General features: G+C 76.1%; 14 protein-coding genes and 1 pseudogene. 9 read left to right on the forward strand and 6 right to left on the reverse strand.

All coding sequences use genetic code 11. The features are described from left to right. Positions 1–30: 30 nt before the first annotated feature. Complete coding sequence (locus tag ABZ716_RS22830; RefSeq protein ID WP_358961263.1) at positions 31–1,194, reverse strand: alkene reductase; 1,164 nt, start codon at positions 1,192–1,194, stop codon at positions 31–33. Positions 1,195–1,258: 64 nt separating this feature from the next. Between ABZ716_RS22830 and ABZ716_RS22835 the strand changes: the two genes are divergently transcribed. After that, a complete protein-coding gene (locus tag ABZ716_RS22835) occupies positions 1,259–1,627 on the forward strand; it encodes a MerR family transcriptional regulator (protein WP_351888478.1) in 369 nt (122 codons plus the stop codon). Here the strand turns inward: ABZ716_RS22835 and ABZ716_RS22840 are convergent. Beyond that, the gene (locus ABZ716_RS22840; protein WP_358961265.1) at positions 1,617–2,243 is read right to left on the reverse strand and encodes an HAD-IA family hydrolase; all 627 of its coding nucleotides are present in this window, start codon (positions 2,241–2,243) and stop codon (positions 1,617–1,619) included. The two genes, ABZ716_RS22835 and ABZ716_RS22840, sit on opposite strands and share 11 nt — an antisense overlap. 235 nt (positions 2,244–2,478) lie before the next feature. On the opposite strand from ABZ716_RS22840, the gene ABZ716_RS22845 reads away from it, so the two are divergent. Genes ABZ716_RS22845 through ABZ716_RS22855 form a run of 3 tightly spaced genes read left to right on the forward strand, consistent with a single transcriptional unit; the run spans position 2,479 to position 6,200 of the window. After that, a complete protein-coding gene (locus ABZ716_RS22845; RefSeq protein ID WP_351888517.1) occupies positions 2,479–3,012 on the forward strand; it encodes a 2Fe-2S iron-sulfur cluster-binding protein in 534 nt (177 codons plus the stop codon). Next, positions 3,009–4,028 carry a xanthine dehydrogenase family protein subunit M gene (locus ABZ716_RS22850; RefSeq protein WP_358961267.1) on the forward strand — a complete coding sequence of 340 codons (1,020 nt, stop codon included), beginning with the start codon at positions 3,009–3,011 and terminating at the stop codon, positions 4,026–4,028. The genes ABZ716_RS22845 and ABZ716_RS22850 overlap by 4 nt, the downstream gene beginning before the upstream one ends. Positions 4,029–4,058: 30 nt before the next feature. Further along, positions 4,059–6,200, forward strand: a complete 2,142-nt coding sequence (locus ABZ716_RS22855; RefSeq protein ID WP_358961269.1) for a xanthine dehydrogenase family protein molybdopterin-binding subunit — start codon at positions 4,059–4,061, stop codon at positions 6,198–6,200. A gap of 6 nt (positions 6,201–6,206) precedes the next feature. Here ABZ716_RS22855 and ABZ716_RS22860 read toward each other — a convergent pair whose 3' ends face one another. Beyond that, a complete protein-coding gene (locus tag ABZ716_RS22860) occupies positions 6,207–6,704 on the reverse strand; it encodes a histidine phosphatase family protein (RefSeq protein WP_358961272.1) in 498 nt (165 codons plus the stop codon). 287 nt (positions 6,705–6,991) lie between these two features. Further along, entirely contained in the window at positions 6,992–7,738 is a 747-nt protein-coding gene (locus ABZ716_RS22865) for an ABC transporter ATP-binding protein (RefSeq protein ID WP_358961274.1), read from the reverse strand. 197 nt (positions 7,739–7,935) lie between these two features. On the opposite strand from ABZ716_RS22865, the gene ABZ716_RS22870 reads away from it, so the two are divergent. The 5 genes from ABZ716_RS22870 (at position 7,936) to ABZ716_RS22890 (ending at position 17,161) form a co-directional block, all read left to right on the forward strand. Continuing rightward, on the forward strand, positions 7,936–11,271 hold the full coding sequence (locus tag ABZ716_RS22870) for an FtsX-like permease family protein (RefSeq protein WP_358961277.1): 3,336 nt from the start codon (positions 7,936–7,938) through the stop codon (positions 11,269–11,271). Further along, on the forward strand, positions 11,268–14,105 hold the full coding sequence (locus tag ABZ716_RS22875; protein WP_358961279.1) for a hypothetical protein: 2,838 nt from the start codon (positions 11,268–11,270) through the stop codon (positions 14,103–14,105). The genes ABZ716_RS22870 and ABZ716_RS22875 overlap by 4 nt, the downstream gene beginning before the upstream one ends. After that, positions 14,102–15,061 carry an ABC transporter ATP-binding protein gene (locus tag ABZ716_RS22880; RefSeq protein ID WP_358961282.1) on the forward strand — a complete coding sequence of 320 codons (960 nt, stop codon included), beginning with the start codon at positions 14,102–14,104 and terminating at the stop codon, positions 15,059–15,061. Before ABZ716_RS22875 ends, ABZ716_RS22880 begins: the two co-directional genes overlap by 4 nt. Before the next feature lie 94 nt (positions 15,062–15,155). Beyond that, complete coding sequence (locus ABZ716_RS22885) at positions 15,156–16,520, forward strand: NAD(P)/FAD-dependent oxidoreductase (RefSeq protein ID WP_358814206.1); 1,365 nt, start codon at positions 15,156–15,158, stop codon at positions 16,518–16,520. 98 nt (positions 16,521–16,618) lie between these two features. Continuing rightward, positions 16,619–17,161 carry an isochorismatase family cysteine hydrolase gene (locus tag ABZ716_RS22890; RefSeq protein ID WP_358814205.1) on the forward strand — a complete coding sequence of 181 codons (543 nt, stop codon included), beginning with the start codon at positions 16,619–16,621 and terminating at the stop codon, positions 17,159–17,161. Positions 17,162–17,197: 36 nt separating this feature from the next. Here ABZ716_RS22890 and ABZ716_RS22895 read toward each other — a convergent pair whose 3' ends face one another. Together ABZ716_RS22895 and ABZ716_RS22900 are read right to left on the reverse strand one after the other, a co-directional pair. Then, positions 17,198–18,220 carry a cation diffusion facilitator family transporter gene (locus tag ABZ716_RS22895; RefSeq protein ID WP_358961285.1) on the reverse strand — a complete coding sequence of 341 codons (1,023 nt, stop codon included), beginning with the start codon at positions 18,218–18,220 and terminating at the stop codon, positions 17,198–17,200. 164 nt (positions 18,221–18,384) lie between these two features. Beyond that, a pseudogene (locus ABZ716_RS22900) lies at positions 18,385–18,623 on the reverse strand (sulfate ABC transporter substrate-binding protein); the annotation flags it as partial.

Below are 18,623 nucleotides of genomic sequence, written 5' to 3' on the forward strand. Positions count from 1 at the left end.
GGGGAAGCCTCGCCGTCCTCGCACCGGCCGTCACGCCGCCGTCACGGGGGCGGGGGCGTGAGCGGGTGCGGGGACGGGGGCCTCGGCGAGGGTGGGGTAGTCGTTGTAGCCCTCCGCCCCGCCCGTGTACATCAGGTACTGCTCCCGTACGGGGTTGAGCGGTGCGCCGGTGCGCAGGCGTTCGACCAGGTCGGGGTTGGCCACGAAGGCGCGGCCGAGGGCGATCAGATCGGCCCCCGAGGCCAGGAGCCGCTCGCCGGCCGCGCGGCCCCCGTCGGCGGGGAGGGGGCCGCCCCAGCCCAGGTCCGGGTTGGCGATCAGGGTGCCCGGCCATGCCGCGCGCAGGGTGTGGAACAGGGGCTGGTCCGGGTCGGCGAAGACGATGTGGAGGTAGGCGAGACCCCCGTCGGCCAGGGCGGCGAGCAGCGCCGTGTAGAGGGCCTCGGTCTCGGCGCCCTCCTGCACGCCGTTGATCGTGCGTCCGGGCGAGATCCGCAGGCCGACCCGCTCCGGGCCGATGGCTCCGGCCACGGCCCGGACGGTCTCGGCCAGGAACCGGATCCGGTGCGCGACCGGGCCGCCGTACGCGTCCGTCCGCCGGTTGGTGTTCGGAGCGAGGAACTGGTGCGGCAGCATCCCGTTGGCGGAGTGCACCTCCACGCCCTCGAAGCCCGCCGCGACCGCCCGCCGCGCGGCCGTGGCGTAGTCGGCGACGGTGGCCCGGATCTCGTCGGGGGTGAGCGCGTGCGGGACGACGGAGGGGGTGTGCCCGGCGCGCGTGTGGATCCCGTCGGGGAGGGGCAGCGGCGACGGGGCGACCGGGGTGAGCCCGCTGGTGTCGGGGTGCCCGATCCGGCCGCCGTGCTGGAGCTGGAGGAACATCCGCCCGCCCGCCGCCCGTACGGCCCCGGTCACCGCGCGCCACCCGGCCACCTGCTCCGGGGTGTGGATGCCGGGGATGTCGGGAAAGGTCTGGCCGGCGGCGTTCGGTGTCGTGCCCTCGGCGATGATCAGCCCGGCGGAGGCGCGCTGGGCGTAGTGCGTGGCCATCAGGGGGGTGGGGACGCCGTCTGCGGAGGCCCGGTTACGGGTCAGGGGGGCCATGACGAGGCGGTTGGGCAGGGCCAGCGGGCCGAGGCGGGCGGGCTCGAAGAGGCGTGAGGTGGCAGGGGAGTTCGGGGTGGTGTTCGTCATGCCGGTACGGTAGAAGTTGACACCGGTGTCAGGTTCAAGTGCCTTTGCGGAGGACGGGGTCGGGATGCGGATCGGTGAACTGGCGCGGCGCAGCGGCGTGAGCGAGCGCTCCCTGCGCTATTACGAGAAGCAGGGCCTCCTCGTCGCGGAGCGCACCCCCGGCGGCCACCGTGACTACGGCGCCTGGGCCGTCGACCGCGTCATCCGCATCCAGTCGCTGTACGCGGCGGGGCTCAACAGCAAGAAGATCGCCCAACTCCTCCCGTGCATGCGGGACGTCGACGCGGGCCCGACCGAGCGGACCGACGCCCGGCTGGTCACCGAACTGGTCGCCGAGCGCGCCCGCATCGACCGCCTCATCACCGACCTCGTCCGCTCCCGCGAGGTGCTGGACGAGTTCATCGACACCGCGTCGGCGGCCGTCACCCCCTGACCAGTGCCAGGATCTCGGGCGCGGCCCGGGCCAGGGTGGCGAAGTGCCGGTGCGAGCCCTCCGCGGGCGAGGGCGTGTTGACGGTCCAGACGGTCATCCCGGCCGCGCGCCCCGACCGTACGCCGGAGGGCGCGTCCTCGATCACCAGGCAGTCGGCCGGGTCCACGCCCAGCTCCCGGGCGGCCAGGAGGTACGGCACCGGCGACGGCTTCCCCTCGCTGACGCGGGCCGCGTCCACGACCAGGCCGGGCAGGGGCAGCCCGGTCCGCTCGAACCGCGCGCGCACCCGGTGCTCGTAGTTCGAGGTCACCAGCGCCCACCGGCCGGCCGGCAGCGCGTCCAGCAGCGCGGCGGCGCCGTCGAAGGCCGCGTAGGTGCCCGTCCGTACGTCCTCGTCCTCCAGCGCGTGCAGCAGGGCGAGGCACGCGTCCGGGTCCTCCCCGGGGGCCACGGCCGCGAACGTCTCCACCGGCCGCGTCCGCAGCGCGACGGCGTACACCTCGTCCCCGTCGAGCCCGTGGTGGTCCGCCCAGGCGTGCCAGACGCGCCGCTGGTTCTCGACGGCGTCCATGAGGGTGCCGTCGACATCGAAGAGTACGACTTTCCTACTGATCACAGGCCAGAGGTTACGCGGCCGGCCGTCGGCCGTACGGGTGGGTCCGGGGAGCACGCCGGGGGCGCGGTGGGCGTGCGGGCGGGTGAGGGGCCAGGCTGGGCGGTGGGACGGAACGGATGTTCCTCCCCACCGGACGACAAGGGAGTTCGTCGTGGCCCACGCACCCGACCCGCCCGCACCCCGCCCGGCGCCCGGCACGCCGGACGGCGCCCTCGTCGGCGGCACCCGCTCCCGCGTGAGCCTGCGCGTCAACGGGCACCGCCACGACCTCGACCTGGACCACCGCGTCACCCTCCTCGACGCCCTGCGCGAGGACCTCGGCCTCACCGGCGCCAAGAAGGGCTGCGACCACGGGCAGTGCGGCGCCTGCACCGTCCTCGTGGACGGCCGACGCGCCAACAGCTGCCTGCTCCTCGCCGTCACCCTCGACGGCTGCGCGGTCACCACCGTGGAGGGCCTCGCCGGACCCGACGGCGCCCTGCACCCCCTCCAGCGCGCCTTCCTCGCCCACGACGCCTTCCAGTGCGGCTACTGCACCCCCGGCCAGCTGTGCTCCGCCGTCGGCGCCCTCCGCGAAGCCGCCGCCGGCGACCCCTCGCACGTCACCGCCGCCGGGACCGGGGCCGTCCAGCTGACCGCCGAGGAGATCAGGGAACGGCTCAGCGGGAACATCTGCCGCTGCGGCGCCTACCCCGCGATCGTCCGGGCCGTCGCCGAGGCGGGCGCGGACACCGCGGCCACCCGGACCGGAGCGGACGTGACCGTATGAAGCCCTTCGCCTACGTACGCGCCACCAGCCTCGGCGAGGCCGCCGACGCCTACGCCACGCACCCCGGTTCCCGCTACCTCGCCGGCGGCACCAACCTGGTGGACCTGATGAAACTGGGCGTCGAGACCCCCGCCGCCCTCATCGACCTCTCCAGGCTCCCCCTGGACGAGATCACCGACCTCCCCGACGGCGGCCTGCGCGTCGGCGCGACCGTCCGCAACAGCGACCTGGCCGCCGACCCACGGGTCCGCACCCGCTACCCGCTGCTCTCCCAGGCCCTGCTCGCCGGCGCCTCCGGACAGCTCCGCAACGTCGCCACCACCGGCGGCAACCTGCTCCAGCGCACCCGCTGCGGCTACTTCCAGGACCCCTCCAAGCCGTGCAACAAGCGCGAACCCGGCAGCGGCTGCGGGGCCCGCGAGGGAATCCACCGCGACCACGCCATTTTCGGACACTCCGAGCACTGCATCGCCACCCACCCCTCCGACCTGGCCGTGGCCCTCGCCGCGCTGGACGCCGAGGTCGAGCTGTACGCGGGCCCGGACACCACCCGCACCGTCGCGGCCGCCGAGTTCCACCGGCTGCCCGGCGACCGCCCCGAGCAGGACACCGTCATCCGCCCCGGAGAGATCATCACGGCGGTGCTGCTGCCCGCCCCGGCCGCCGGCGCCGTCTCGCTCTACCGCAAGGCCCGCGAACGCGCCTCGTACGCCTTCGCCCTCGCCTCCGTCGCCGTCGTCCTCGACCTCGGCCCCGACGACGGCCGCGTACGCCGGATCGCCCTCGCCTTCGGCGGCCTCGCCCACCGGCCCTGGCGGGCCACCACGGCCGAGGCCCGGCTGACCGGCGCCGAACCGCACCCGGACACCGTCCGCGCGGCCGTCGACGCCGAACTCGCCCGGGCGCAGCCCCTGCGCGACAACGCGTACAAGATCCCCCTCGCCCGCAACCTCGCCTGCGACGCCCTCGCCACGCTGGCCGCCGGTACGCACCCTGGACCCCCCGCCATGCCGTGAGCGGCGCCGCCGAGCAGGAACAGGACCACGATGAGCCCCACCTCCGCCACCCTCGACACCAGCGCCCGGACCTCCCTCGGTGCCCCCGTCCCGCGGCGCGAAGGCCCGGAGAAGGTCACCGGCACCGCGCTGTACGCCGCCGAACGCCACCTCCCGCGACGGGCCTACGCCTGGCCGGTGCCCGCCACGATCGCCCGCGGCAGGATCACCGCCGTCGACACCGCCGCGGCCCTGGCCCTGCCCGGCGTCCTGGCCGTCCTCACCCCCTACGACGCGCCGCGCCTGGGCCCCTCCGACGACCCCACCCTCCAGCTCCTCCAGGACCTGCGGGTACCGCACCGCGGCTGGTACGTGGCGCTCGCCGTCGCCGAGACCCTGGAGGGCGCCCGCGCCGCGGCCGACGCCGTGCGCGTCAGCTACGAGCCCGAGCCGCACGACGTCGTCCTGCGCGAGGACCACCCGGGCCTCTACACCCCCGAGGAGGTCAACGGCGGCTACCCGGCGCACCGCGAACAGGGCGACCCCGACGGGGCGTTCGAGGCCGCGCCCGTACGCGTCGACGTCCGCTACGCGGTGCCCCCGCTGCACAACCACGCCATGGAGCCGCACGCCGCCACCGCCGATTGGGACGCCGGACGCGGCCACCTCACGGTGTACGACTCCTGCCAGGGCACCACGGTGGTCCGCGCCGTCCTCGCCGGGCTGTTCCGGCTGGCGCAGGACCGGGTCACCGTCCTGGCCGAGCACGTGGGCGGCGGCTTCGGCTCCAAGGGCACCCCCCGGCCGCACGTCGTCCTCGCCGTCATGGCCACCCGGCACTGCGGGCGCCCCGTCACCGTGGCCCTGCCCCGCCAGCACATGGCCGCCACCGTCGGCCACCGCGCGCCCACCCTGCACCGCGTGCGGCTCGGCGCCCGCCCCGACGGCACCCTCCTCTCCCTCACCCACGAGGTCACCACCCACACCTCGCAGGTGCGCGAGTTCGTCGAACAGGCGGCCGTACCCGCCCGGGTGATGTACGCCGTCCCGGACAGCCGCACCACCCACCGCGTCACCGCGCTCGACGTGCCCACCCCCTCCTGGATGCGCGCCCCCGGCGAGACCCCCGGCATGTACGCCCTGGAGTCGGCCATGGACGAGCTGGCCGACGCCCTCGGCATGGACCCCGTCGAGCTGCGCGTACGCAACGACGCGGCCACCGAGCCCGACAGCGGGCGCCCCTTCAGCAGCCGCCACCTGGTGGAATGCCTGCGCGAGGGCGCGAGCCGCTTCGGCTGGACGGGTCCCCGGCCGCCACTGCGGCAGGGGCCCCTGCTGATCGGGAGCGGCGTGGCCGCCGCCACCTACCCGGTGTACATCGCCCCGGCCGGCGCCCGGGCCCACGCCCGCCCCGACGGCAGCTACCTCGTCGAGGTCAACGCCACCGACATCGGCACGGGCGCCCGTACGGTCCTCTCGCAGATCGCCGCCGACGCGCTGGGCGTTCCGCTCGACGCCGTCGCGCTGTCCCTCGGCAACAGCGAGCTGCCCGCCGGACCCGTCGCCGGCGGCTCCACCGGGACGGCGTCCTGGGGCTGGGCCGTCCACGACGCCTGCACCGCCCTGACCGACCGGCTGGCCCGCCACCACGGGCCGCTGCCGGACGCGGGGCTCTCCGCGTCCGCCGACACCACCCAGTCGGCGAAGCAGAAGTCACCGTACGCGCGCCACGCGTTCGGGGCGCACTTCGCCGAGGTCCAGGCGGACACCGTCACCGGCGAGGTACGGGTCCGCCGGCTGCTGGGCGTCTTCGCCACCGGCCGCGTCCTCAACCCCCTCACGGCCCGCTCCCAGTTCATCGGGGGGATGGTGATGGGGCTGGGCATGGCCCTGACCGAACACAGCGGCCTGGACCCCGCGTTCGGCGACTTCGCGGAACGCGACCTGGCCTCCTACCACGTGCCGGTGAACGCCGACGTGCCCGCCGTCGAGGCGCACTGGATCGAGGAGCACGACAAGCACCTCAACCCGATGGGCAGCAAGGGCATCGGGGAGATCGGCATCGTCGGCGCGGCGGCGGCCATCGGCAACGCCGTGAGCCGCGCGACCGGACGGCGCCTGCGCGAACTGCCCCTGACCCCGGACCGGGTCCTGGCCGCCCTCGCCGGAGAACCGGCGGCCCCTGCCGGGTGAAGCCGGTCAGTCCTCGTCGCCGGGCGCCCGGAACGCGGTCAGGCGCGCCGTGCCGGGACCGGCGCCCTCCCAGGCGCCGTCCACGGTGAACACGGCGACGGCGGCGGTCGGGAAGCCGGCCCGCACGCGCTCGACGAGCTCGGGCGGGCCGTCGCCGCACAGGCTCCGGGCGAACTCCTGGACGGCCGGGTTGTGGCCGATGAGCAGCAGCCCGGCCACCTCGTCGGCGGCCTCCCGCACGGCGGCGAGCAGGCCGTCCGCGTCGGCCTCGTAGAGGCGGTCCTGGTAGAGGGTGGGCGGCGGCTGGCTCAGCCGGGGCAGCATGAGCTGCCAGGTCTGGCGGGTCCGCCGTGCCGAGGAGCACAGGGCCAGGTCCACCGCGTACCCGGAGCGCTCCAGCCAGTCCCCGGCCAGGGGGGCCTCGTGGGATCCCCGGTCGGACAGGCCGCGCCCGAAGTCGTCGGTGGCCCGCTTGGGGACCGCCTTGGCATGCCTGACCACCACGATCCGGCGTTGTGCTGATCCTTCCGGCACCGCCACGTCCTCCCGTCCGTCTCCGGCCGCGCGGGCCGGTCGTGTCCTCACCGGGGCGCCGAGCCGGCACGCGGGCGCTGGGGTTTCGGAGAGGGGTGCGCGCGCGTGCCCGGACCCGGTGGCCGGGAGGCCGCTCGCACTTCCGGCCGCCGTCTCCAGGATAGGCCGGACCGCCAGGCCGCGCCCGGGCCGGCGGGGGAGCCATGGGCACCGCGGGACATAGCGGGACGTTTCCAGGGCGCGTCACGGGGCCGGGTTCACGCCGGGTCGGCGCAGGGGGCGACGATGCGGCCGTCGCGCAGTTCCACGACGTGGTCCGCGAGGCCGATCAGGTTCGGGTCGTGGGTGGCCACCAGGATGGTGACCCCCTTGCTGCGGACCACCGCGCGCAGGAGTTCCATGATGGACCGGCCCGTCTCCAGGTCGAGCTGGCCCGTGGGCTCGTCGGCGATGATCAGCTCGGGGTCGTTGGCCAGCGCCCGGGCCACGGCCACGCGTTGCTGCTGGCCGCCGGAGAGCTCGCCGGGGCGCTGGTCGGCGTGGTCCGCGAGGCCGACCAGGGCGAGCAGGGTGCGGGCGCGTTCCTCGCGCTCCCTGGCGGGGACACGGCGCAGCCGCATCGGGACGCCGACGTTCTCGGCGGCGGACAGGACGGGGATCAGCCCGAAGGACTGGAAGACGAAGCCGATGCGGTCGCGGCGCAGGGCGAGCAGGCCCCGTTCGCCGAGGGACGCCAGGTCGGTGCCGTCGAGGAGGATCCGGCCGCCGCCCGGGGTGTCGAGGCCGCCGACGAGGTTCAGCAGGGTGGTCTTGCCGGAGCCGGAACGGCCGCGCAGGGCGGTGAGCCGGCCGCGCGGGATCTCGAACGAGACGCCGCGCAGGGCCTGGACGGCCTGGGCTCCGCTGCCGAAGCCGTGGTGGACGTCCTCGACGCGCACGATCGGCCCGTCACCGCCCTGTGCCGCCGTGGTGACCGTCGTTGATGTGGGCTGATGGGCCGTCATGAGCTGGGGTCCCCCGTGGAGTCGAGTGTGCGGCGTGCCCGGCCCTCGTCTCCCGGGCGGAGGGCCGCTGTCGCCTTCTGCTCACATTTGCGCATCCGCCACAAGAGTCACGCAAGTCCCTTCCACTGATGATCCGAATCTGACAGCATCGTCCGCTATCCGGTACCAAAAGTCCGGACGGGGGAGGATTGCGCCACGTGCTCGGCTTCGTCGTGCGCCGGCTGCGCGGGCGATGGCCGCTCGCCGTCGCCGCACTGCTCACCATCTTGATCACCACCACCGCGCTCACCGCGCTGACGGCTTTCACCCGTGGCGTCGGGCAGGAGGGGCTGCGCCGGGCACTGACCGGCCCGGAACAGCCCCGGACCACCGTCGTCCTCACCAGCAGCCGGCCCGCGTCCTCGCGCACCGCCGACGACACGGCCGTACGGGCCTTCGCCGGCCAGGTCTTCGGCACGCTGCCGGTGTCCTCCGAGAGCGTGGCCCGCAGCCGCTCCTACGGGCTGCCCGGCCCCACCGCCGGCGGGCGCGAGGCGGACCTGACCGTGCTGGCCGCCCTCGGGCGGGGCCACCTGCGCCTCCTCGCCGGCGACTGGCCCCGGCCCGCCGCCGCTGAGCCGGGTGCCCCGGCCGGCGCCCCCGCGCAGCCGCTCCAGGCGGCCGTACCGCGCACGGCGCTCGCCCGGCTCGGCCTCGCCGAATCCGCGCTCCCCGCGCCCGTCCGGCTCGACGACCGGTTCGGCGGACCCCCGCTGACCGTACTGATCACCGGCGTGTACCGGGCCACCGACCCCGACTCCGCGTACTGGCGGCTCGACCCGCTCGGCGGCCGGGAGATCCAGGTGGCCAGCTTCACCACCTACGGCCCGCTCCTGGTGGACGACACCGCCTTCACCACGGGCGGCCTCCTCCAGGACTACCGCGGCACCCTCCTCACCCCGGACCTGCGCACGGTCACCGCCCCCGGGGCCCGGGCCGTCCGGGCCGCCACCGCACCCGCCGTGGCCGCGCTCAAGCGCACCTCCTCCCTCCAGGCAGCTACCGAACTGCCCGAGGTTCTCGCCCAGGTGGACTCAGGGCTGCTGGTCGCCCGCTCCACCCTGCTGGTCGGCGCCCTCCAGCTCGCCGTGCTCTCGGCCGCCGCCCTGCTCCTCGTCGCCCACCTCATGACCACCCGTCAGGAGCCGGAACGGGTCCTGCTCACCGCGCGCGGCGCCTCCCGCCGGCGCCTCGGCGCCCTGGGCGCGGCCGAGTCGCTGCTGCTGGCCCTGCCCGCCGCCGTCCTGGCCCCGCTGCTGGCACCCCCCCTGCTGCGCCTCTTCAGCCGGTTCGGGCCGCTCGGACGGGCTCACCTGGACCTCCCCGACACCTGGCTGGTGTGGCCGGTCGCGGCCGGCTGCGCCCTGGCCTGCGTCCTGCTCACCACCCTGCCCTCCGCCCTGCGCGGGGCCTCGGCCGCCGTCCTGCGCCGCGCCGGCAGCCGGCAGGCTCTGGTGACGGGCGCCGCACGCTCCGGACTGGACCTGGCCGTGGTGGCCCTCGCCGTCCTCTGCTACCAGCAGCTGTCCCACTACGGGGGCTCCGACACGGCCGCCACGGACACCGGCCCCGCCGACGGCGGGCTCGGCGTGGACCCGGCCCTGGTCGCGGCCCCGGTCCTGGCGCTGTGCGCGGGCACGCTGCTGGTCCTGCGGCTGCTGCCGTTCGCCGCGCGGGCCGCGGGGCGGCTGGCGGCAGGCGGCCGGAGCCTGGGGCCGGCCCTGTTCGGCTGGCAGCTCGCCCGCCGGCCCGGCCGGGCGACCGGGCCCGTACTGCTGCTCGTCCTCGCCGTCTCCAGCGGGGTCCTGGCCCTCGGCCAGCACGCCGCCTGGTCCGCCTCCCAGCGCGACCAGGCCGAGTTCGCGACCGCCGGGGGCCTGCGGATCTCCGGCAGCGGTATGTCCCCTATGGGCCAGGGCGGACGTTACGGGGCCCTCCCGGGCGGCGACCGGCTGATCCCCGTGTTCCGCCGGGACCAGCCACTGCCGGGCGGGGGCACCGCCGACCTCCTCGCACTGGACGCCGTCAAGGCGGGAGAGACCGTACCGCTCCGCGCCGACCTGCGCGACGGCCGCGCCCTGCGGGACCTGTTCGCCCCGCTGGCCGGACCCGCGCCCGCCCCCGCTGTCACCCTGCCCGGCGCCCCCCGCCGTATCGACCTCGACGTGAGCGTCCGGTCCGCCGGTACCAGCTGGGCCGCCGTGAGCCTGCTCCTGCGCGACCGGTTCGGGGTCGTCCACAGCACCCCGCAGACCCCCCTGCCCGCCGGCGGCGACGCCACCCTCCGCTTCCCCCTGGACGCCCTGACCGACGCCCCCATCGGATCGGCCGCGACCCCCCTCGCCCTGGCCGGCGTCCACCTGGCCTACGCCGGGGACGGCGGCCCGGCCGGGGACGGCGGCCCGGCCGGGGACGGCGGCCCGGCCGGGGACGGCGGCCCGGCCGGGGACGGCGCCGAACTGGCCCTGCGCCGGATCTCCGCCGCCGACACCGCCGACGGCGCGGCCGTGGCCGTCGCACCACCTGCGGCAGGCCCCGGGGGCTGGCAGCTCGCGCCCCCGCCGGGGCCCCGCTCCCCGGGAGCCCCCGCCCTGGCGCCGCTCCCCGCCGGCTCCACCGACCTGCTGCGGCTGCGCTACTGGGGCGGCTTCGGCACCGAACGGGGCGTCCACGCCCAGCTGTTCCCCGCCCCCGCCGCCCCGCCCGCCACCACCGTCCCGGCGGTCGCCACCACCGGCTACCTGCGCTCCCTCGGGGCCTCCCCGGGCGACACGGTCCACACCACCGTCGACGGGGTGACCGTCCCGCTGCGGATCACCGCCGCCGTGGAGGCCCTTCCCGTGGCCGGACGCACGGCCCTCGCCGTCGACCTGCACACCCTCGGCCGGTTCCTGCTGGAATCCGGCGGCCAGCAGCCGCCCGTGCCCACGGAATGGTGGCTGCCCGCCGCCTCCGCCGCCGATCCGGCCCCCGCCCGCGCGGCCCGGGCGCTCCGCGAGGGAGCCAGGACCGAACGCGTCCAGCTCAGCGGGGAGACCGCCGCCGGGCTGCTGGACGACCCGCTGAGCGCCGGCCCGCAGAGCGCCCTCGCCGCCCTCGCCGCCGCCTGCGCGGTCCTCGCCGCCATCGGCTTCGCCACCGCCACCGCCGCCGAACGGCGGGTACGGGGGCGGGAGTTCTCGGTGCTGCTCGCCCTCGGCAGCCCGCGCCGGTCGCTGGCCCGGGCCGCCTCCGCCGAGGGGGGAGCGCTGATCCTCCTCGGGACGGCGGTGGGAACCGCGCTGGGCCTCGCCCTCGTCCGGCTGATGGCGCCCCTGGTCGTACTGACCCGGGCGGGGCACCGGCCGTTCCCGCCCGTACGGGTGGACCTGCCGCTGTGGCAGACCCTGCTGGCGGCCGCCGCCATCGCGGCCGTCCCCCTGCTGTCGGCCGCCTTCAGCGGCCCCCGGGGCCGCGACATCGCCGCCCGGCTGCGCCCCGTGGAGGAGATGTGACCACCCCGCCGTCATCCGCGGCCCCGCCGGCCGCCGGCCCGAAGCCGTCCCGGTCCGCCCGGAAACCCGCGCCCTGGGTCAGGACCCGGCTGCGGGCGGCCGGGGCGGGCAGTGTGCTCGCCGCCGTCCTGGCCTTCGTCGCCGTCGGCCTGGCCGCCGCCCTGCCCCGGGCCCAGGACCGGGGCGCCGACCAGGCGCTGCGGGCCTTCCTCGAACGCGGCGGCCCCAGCTACACCAGCCTGCTGGCGACCGCCCCGCCCCCGCAGCGGGACCAGGGCACCGACCGCCTCGACTCCGTGCGCGCGACCCTGCTCGCGCACACCGGAGGCAGCTTCCACGTGGACCCCGCCACTACGGTCCACGGCAGCTGGACCGTCAAGGGCCGGGACCTGCTGAACCCGGGACTCGCCGCCCCCTCCGGCCTGCCGCCCGTCATGCGCCTGCTGTACGTCCGGCACGCCCAGGAGCACGTACGGCTGGTGGAGGGGCGCTGGCCGGACGAGGATCCCGCTCCCGGCGGCGCCGCGGCGGGCGGCCCTCCGCTGCGGATCGCGCTCTCGCAGCGCGCCGCCCGGACCCTCGGAGCCGGCGTCGGAACGGTCCTGACGGCCTCACCGGTGCCCGGTGAGGGGCCCCGCGCGGAGGTCGTCGGCCTCTACACGGTCACGGACGAGTCCGAGGAGTACTGGACGGACCTGGGCTGCCTCGCCTCCGCCTGCTTGTTCCAGAAGGGGGAGAACACCTACTGGGCCGCCGACGCCCTCGTCGGAGCGGCCGACCTGCCCCGCCTGGGCGCCTGGAGCCCCACCCCCGAGGACTTCTGGCGACTGCCGGTGGACACCGGACGCCTGCGCGCGGACCGGCTCGCCGCCACCGAGCAGGACATCGCCTCGTACCTGACCGGGCCCGTCTCCGCCGAACTGCTCGCGCAGACCGGGCGCGAGATGCTCCGGACCAACTCGCGGCTGCCCGAGCTGTTCACCCAGGCCCGGGCCCGCAGCCAGGCCGCCGCACCGCTCGCCGCGATCGGACCCGCCGGGGTCGCCGGGGTCGCCCTCGTCGTGCTGTGCCTGGCCGGCGCGCTCGCCGCCGACCGCCGCGAGGCCGAGCTGCGGCTGCTGCTGGCGCGGGGCGGCTCCCGCGCCGGCATCGTCGGCCGGCTCCTGGGCGAGGGCGCCGTCACGGTGCTCCCGGCGGCCGTGGCCGCCACCGCCCTCGCCGTCCTGCTGCTGCCCACCCCCCGGCTCGCCGCCTCGCTCCTGTACGCCGCCGCCGTCACCCTCGTCACCCTGCTCGCCTTCCCCGTCCGCGCGGCCCTGCTGCTGTCCCCGCCGCGCCCGGCGGCGCGCTGGCGCAGGCCCCTGGGCGAGCTGCTGGCCCTCGCCGCCACCGGCGCCGCCGTGTACGAGGTACGCCGCCGCGGGGTCGCGCCCGCCGGCAGCGGCACCGACCCGCTGCTGATCGCCGCCCCGCTGCTGCTCGCGCTGTGCGGGGGCCTGCTGCTGGCCCGGCTGCTGCCCCTGGTGACCGGCTGGCTCGCCCGGGCGGCCGCCCGGCGCCGCGGGCTGGTCGGCTTCCTCGGGCTGGTACGGGCCGCACGGGGCACAGGGATCCGCGGCCGGGGAGGGCCCTCCGTGCTGCCGCTCGTCGCCCTGCTCCTGGCCGTCACGACCGGCGGGTTCGGGGCCGCGGTCCTGGCCTCCGTGGACGCGGCCCGCCTGGAAGGGGCGCACCGGACGATCGGCGGTGACGCGGAGGTCACCTCGGTCGGGGGCGCGGCGCTCCCGGACGGCCTGGTGGAGGCGGCGGGCAGGCTGCCGGGCGTACGGACCTCCGTACCGGTGTGGACGGACGACGACGCCTTCGTCCTCGGCACCGCCGAGGGCCGTACCCGGGTCACCCTGCTCGTCGCGGACCCCGCCGCCTACGCGGAACTCTCCCGCTCCCTGGGCTGCGGCCCCTTCGACCCCGCCCTGCTGGGCGGCGCGGCCACCGGTTCCGCCGACGCCCCGGCCCCGGTGCTGTTCACCGCCGGACTGGCCCGGAAGGCAGGCCCGGGCACGTACACCCTGCGGGCGGGGCCCGGCGGGGAGCTGCGGGTCCGGGCCGCCGGCACGCTCGGCTGCACCCCCGTGCCCCCGGGTCCGGCCGGTGAGACCGTCGTCCTGCCGGCGGGGCCCGCGACGGCCCTGGTCCACGGCGGGACCCGCCCCAACCGGTGGCTCGCCCTCGGCTCCGTCGACGCCGGCCGGCTGCGCGCCCTGGCCCGGGCCTCCCACCCGGCGGCGACGCCCCCGGCCGCCCCCGCGCCGCAGCCGGGCTCCGGGGCGAAGCCGGCCGACGAGCGCTACCAGGTGCGCACCAGCGCCGAGTACGTCGCCGAGCTGGGCGCCGACCCGCTCCAGGGCTCCGCCGAGCGCCTGTTCTGGTCCTGCGTGGCCGCCGCGGCCGCCTTCGCCCTGCTGGCCGTGCTGCTGACGCTGCTGCGGAGCGTCCCCGAACGGGCCGCGCTGCTGGCCCGGCTGCGCACCATGGGGCTGCCCCGGCGCCAGGGCGTGGCGCTGATCCTCGCCGAGTCCCTGCCGCAGACCCTGGCCGCCACCCTGGGCGGGGCCCTGGTGGCGGCCGCCGCGGTGGCCCTGCTGGGGCCGGCGCTGGACCTGTCCACCCTGGTCGGTGCCCTCGTACCGACCGGCGTACGGCTCGCCGTGGCACCCGTGCTGACCCCGGCCCTGGGCCTGGCCGCCCTGGTGGCCGCGGCCGTCCTCGCCGAGGCGGCGACCTCCGGGCGGCGGCAGATCACCACCGAGTTGAGAGCGGGAGACCAGCGTTGAACACCGACCAGCCGACCTACGAGGAGCTCAGCCGCAGGGCGGCGGACGCCACGCGCCCGCGCACCCCCGCGCCGGACGCCGCGATCGCCTGCGACCGCCTGGTACGCATCTTCAGCACGGACGGCATCGAGGTACAGGCCCTCCAGGGGCTGGAGCTGACCGTGGCCCAGGGCGACCTGGTGGCCCTCGTCGGCGCCTCCGGCAGCGGCAAGTCCACCCTCCTGAACATCCTGGCGGGCCTGGACGTCCCGACGGCGGGCAGCGCGGCGGTCGCCGGCTACGACCTCCTGGAGCTGTCGGCGCGGGACCGGCTGCGCTACCGCCGTGAGGCCGTCGGGTTCGTCTTCCAGCAGACGGCCCGCAACCTGCTGCCCTTCCTGACGGCCGCCCAGAACGTGGCGCTGCCCATGCAGCTGACGGCGGGCGGCTCCCGGCGCGGGGCCCGCGCCCGCCAGGCGGCCCGGGTCGCGGAGGTGCTGGACGCCCTCGGCATCGGGGACCTGGCGCACCGCCGCCCGGGGCAGCTGTCGGGCGGGCAGCAGCAGCGCGTGGCGATAGCCGTGGCGATGGCGAACGACCCCAAGGTGCTGCTGGCCGACGAGCCCACGGGCGAACTGGACTCGGAGACGGCCGCGGCGGTCTTCGAGACCTTCCGCACCGTGAACAAGGAGCTCGGGGTGACGGTGGTCATCGTGACGCACGACCCCATGGTGGCGGGAGAGGTGCGCCGCACCGTGGCCATCCGCGACGGCCGCACCAGCAGCGAGGTCCTGCGCAGCCTGGTCACCGACGAGCACGGCGAGGAATCGGTCAGCGAACGCGAGTACGTGGTCCTCGACCGCTCGGGGCGCGTCCAGCTCCCCCAGAAGTTCCTGGCGGCCCTGGGCATGGAACACCGCGTCGCCGTGGACCTTGCCCCCGACCGGATCGAGCTGCGGCCCGGCCACGGCGGGTGAACCGCGCGGCGCGGGTGGCCGCTTCCGTGTGCACACCGGGGTCCGGCGGGGCAGGTGAGGGAAGACCTGGCAGGCCCGAGAAAGGACGGACACCGTGACTCGACCGAGGATCCTCGTGGTGGGAGCCGGCTTCGCGGGGGTGGAGTGCGTCCGCCGGCTGGAGCGCCGGCTGGCGCCCGCCGAGGCGGACATCGCCCTGGTCACCCCCAACTCCTACCAGCTGTACCTGCCGTTGCTGCCGCAGGTGGCGTCCGGAGTGCTGACCCCGCAGTCGGTGGCCGTCTCGCTGCGGCGCAGCAGCCGCTACCGGACCCGGATCATCCCCGGCGGCGCCGTCGGTGTCGACACCCGGGCGAAGGTCTGCATCGTCCGCAAGATCACCGGCGAGCTGACGGAACAGGAGTACGACTACCTGGTGCTGGCCCCCGGCAGCATCACCCGCACCTTCGACATCCCCGGACTCATCGAGAACGCCCGGGGCATGAAGACCCTCGCCGAGGCCACCTACCTGCGCGACCACGTCATCTCCCAGCTCGACCTGGCCGACGCCAGCGAGGACGAGGCGGAACGGGCCGCCCGGCTCTGCTTCATCGTGGTCGGCGGCGGCTACGCGGGCACCGAGACGGCGGCCTGCCTCCAGCGGCTCACCCACCACGCCGTGAAGCGCTACCCCCGCCTGGACCCCCGCCAGATCAGCTGGCACCTCCTCGACCTCGCCCCGAAGCTGATGCCCGAGCTCGGCGACGCCCTGGGGCGCACGGCCCTGGACATCCTGCGGCGGCGCGGCATCCAGGTCTCCCTCGGCGTCAGCGTCGCAAAGGCGAGCTCCACGGAGGTGACGCTGACCGACGGCAGGGTGCTGCCCAGCCGGACCCTCATCTGGACGGCGGGGGTGGCCGCCAGCCCGCTGATCGGCACGCTCGACGCGCAGACCGTCAAGGGCCGGCTGCTGGTGACCCCCGAGATGACCGTGCCCGGCGCGGACGGGGTGTTCGCGCTGGGAGACGCGGCGGCCGTCCCGGACCTCGCGGCGCAGAAGGAGGACGCGATCTGCCCGCCCACCGCACAGCACGCCCTGCGCCAGGGCCGCACCCTCGCCGACAACCTGATCGCGACGCTGCGCCACCAGCCCCTGCGGCCGTACGTCCACAAGGACCTCGGCCTCGTCGTCGACCTCGGCGGCACCGACGCGGTCTCCAAGCCGCTGGGCATCCCGCTGCGCGGCCTGCCGGCCCAGGCCGTGGCCCGCGGGTACCACTGGTCGGCGCTGCGCACCAACGTGGCCAAGACGCGGGTCCTGACCAACTGGATGCTCAACGCGATGGCCGGGGACGACTTCGTCCGCATCGGCATGCGGTCCGCCAAACAGCCCACCCTGCGCGAGTGGGAGTACACGGACGCCTACCTGACCCCCGACCAGGTACGGGCCCACACGGCGGCCCTGCGCGCCTCCGGCTGAGCGGCGAAGCGGCCGCGCGGGAGCGGCCGGGCGGGGCGGGATGACCGAGACTGGGGGTGACCGGACGGAGAAACGAGACGAGAGAGGCGGCGGCTCCCATGCCCCGTACGGCGCTCATCGTGATCGACATGCTCAGCACGTACGAGCACGAGGACGCCGAGGCTCTCGTCCCGTCCGTCCGGGCGGCGCTGCCCGGCATCACCGCCCTGCTGGAGCGTGCCCGCGCCAGCCGGTCGCCCGTCGTCTACGTCAACGACAACTTCGGCGAGTGGCGCTCCCACCACGGGGAGATCCTGGAGGCGGCCCTGGGGGGCCGCCACAAGGACCTGGTGGAGCCGGTCGCCCCCGACGACGACTCGCTCTTCGTGGTCAAGGCCCGGCACTCGGTGTTCTTCCAGACCCCGCTGTCCTACCTGCTGGGCCAGCTGGGCGCCGAGCGGCTGGTGCTCTGCGGACAGGTGACCGAGCAGTGCGTGCTGTACTCGGCGCTGGACGCCCACATCCGCCATTTCGAGGTCGTCGTGCCGCGCGACGCGGTCGCCCACATCGACGAGGAGCTGGCCGGGGCCGCGCTGCGGATGATGGGCCGCAACATGTCCGCGGACATCTGCGGTGCCGACGACATCGTCTTCGACGACTGAGCGGCCCCGCCCGCCCGGCCGTCCCGGGCGACGGGGTCAGCCGTGGGCCGGCGGGCGGGGGCGGGACGCGGAGCGGCGGGCCGACGCGGCGTCGGTGACGTCCAGGAAGACCTGGTCCAGCTCGGGCCAGCGCTCCTTCAGCTCCGTACGGACGCGGACCATCGCGTCCTCCACGGTCTCGCTGTCGTACCCGGCCGTGAGGTCGATCCCGGCGGCGAGCAGGACCGCGTCGGGCCCCAGGCGCATGGTCAGCAGGGCCGTCACGGAGTCGATCTCGGGCTGCCCTTCGAGCAGGGCCCGGACCTGTTCCTGCAGGCCCGGGTCGGCGGCCTCGCCGATCAGGTGGGTGCGGGCGCCCTTGCCGAGCACGTACGCCACGTACACGAGCAGGATCCCGATGAGGACGGAGGCGGCGGCCTCGTACGCCACCTCTCCCGTCACCATGTGGAGCGCCATCCCGGCCATCGCCAGGAGCACACCCGCACAGGCCGTGCTGTCCTCCGCGAGCACCGTCCGCAGGGCAGGGTCACGGCCCTGCCGTACCTCCTCGGCCATCGTGTGCCCGGCCGCCCGCGCGGCCCCGCGCACCTGGAGGACCGCACGCAGCAGCGAGAGGCCCTCGGCGAGGAGGGCGACGGCCAGGACGATCAGCCCGATCACATACCCCTCGTGCGATTCCCCGCCGCCCGAGCGGAACGCCTGCACCCCCTGGAACACCGAGAAGCAGCCGCCCGTCACGAAGATCCCCACCGCGGCGAGCAGCGACCAGAAGAACCGCTCCTTGCCGTAGCCGAAGGGATGCCGCTTGTCGGCCGGGCGCCTGCTGCGGCGGACGGAGGCGAGCAGGAACACCTCGTTGAGGCTGTCGGCCACCGAATGGGCCGCCTCCGAGAGCAGGGCCGGCGATCCGGCGACGATCCCGCCCACGGCCTTGGCCCCGCAGATGGCGAGGTTCGCCGCGAGGGCCACCCACACCGTCACCCGCGTCTCGCCGTCCCGGCCGCCGCCCCCGTCGCTGCGGGGGGCCGCCCGGCCCGCCACGTCCTGGTCCACGGCCATGATCCGCTCCTTCCCCCGGGTCGGCGGCGGTCGCCCCCTCGCTTTCGCCGGTGCTCGCTGGACGGCCGTTCAAACGTGGCGCGGCCACGGCGCCGCACGGCGCGCGCACGACGGCGGGGCACGCGTCACCGCGTGCCCCGCCGTCGTGGCCGGTTCCGGGCCGGTTACCTGGCGCCGAGGCCGGCGTCGGTGACCTCGGGCTTGCCGGCGGTCTTGAGGACCTTGTTGAGGAGGGTCAGATCGTAGATGCCGGTGAGGTCGGGCTTGTCCAGGAGCTTGGCCTTGACGGCCCAGTCGGACTCGGTCTTGAGGGTGGTGGCGAGGGGGTCGTCGGTGACGAGGATGGACTGCCAGGCGGGGTCGAGGATCTTGGCGTCGAGTTCCTTGCCGCTGTCGGCCTTGA

This window comes from Streptomyces sp. NPDC006687 (assembly GCF_040636215.1).
Taxonomy (GTDB): Bacteria; Actinomycetota; Actinomycetes; order Streptomycetales; family Streptomycetaceae; genus Streptomyces.

Excerpts from the sequence above, each read along its gene's own strand:
- ABZ716_RS22895 (WP_358961285.1), bottom strand. The coding sequence starts at position 18,220 with ATGGCCGTGGACCAGGACGTGGCGGGCCGGGCGGCCCCCCGCAGCGAC.
- ABZ716_RS22890 (WP_358814205.1), top strand. The coding sequence starts at position 16,619 with ATGCCCCGTACGGCGCTCATCGTGATCGACATGCTCAGCACGTACGAG.
- ABZ716_RS22855 (WP_358961269.1), top strand. The coding sequence starts at position 4,059 with ATGAGCCCCACCTCCGCCACCCTCGACACCAGCGCCCGGACCTCCCTC.
- ABZ716_RS22865 (WP_358961274.1), bottom strand. The coding sequence starts at position 7,738 with ATGACGGCCCATCAGCCCACATCAACGACGGTCACCACGGCGGCACAG.
- ABZ716_RS22850 (WP_358961267.1), top strand. The coding sequence starts at position 3,009 with ATGAAGCCCTTCGCCTACGTACGCGCCACCAGCCTCGGCGAGGCCGCC.
- ABZ716_RS22830 (WP_358961263.1), bottom strand. The coding sequence starts at position 1,194 with ATGACGAACACCACCCCGAACTCCCCTGCCACCTCACGCCTCTTCGAG.
- ABZ716_RS22835 (WP_351888478.1), top strand. The coding sequence starts at position 1,259 with ATGCGGATCGGTGAACTGGCGCGGCGCAGCGGCGTGAGCGAGCGCTCC.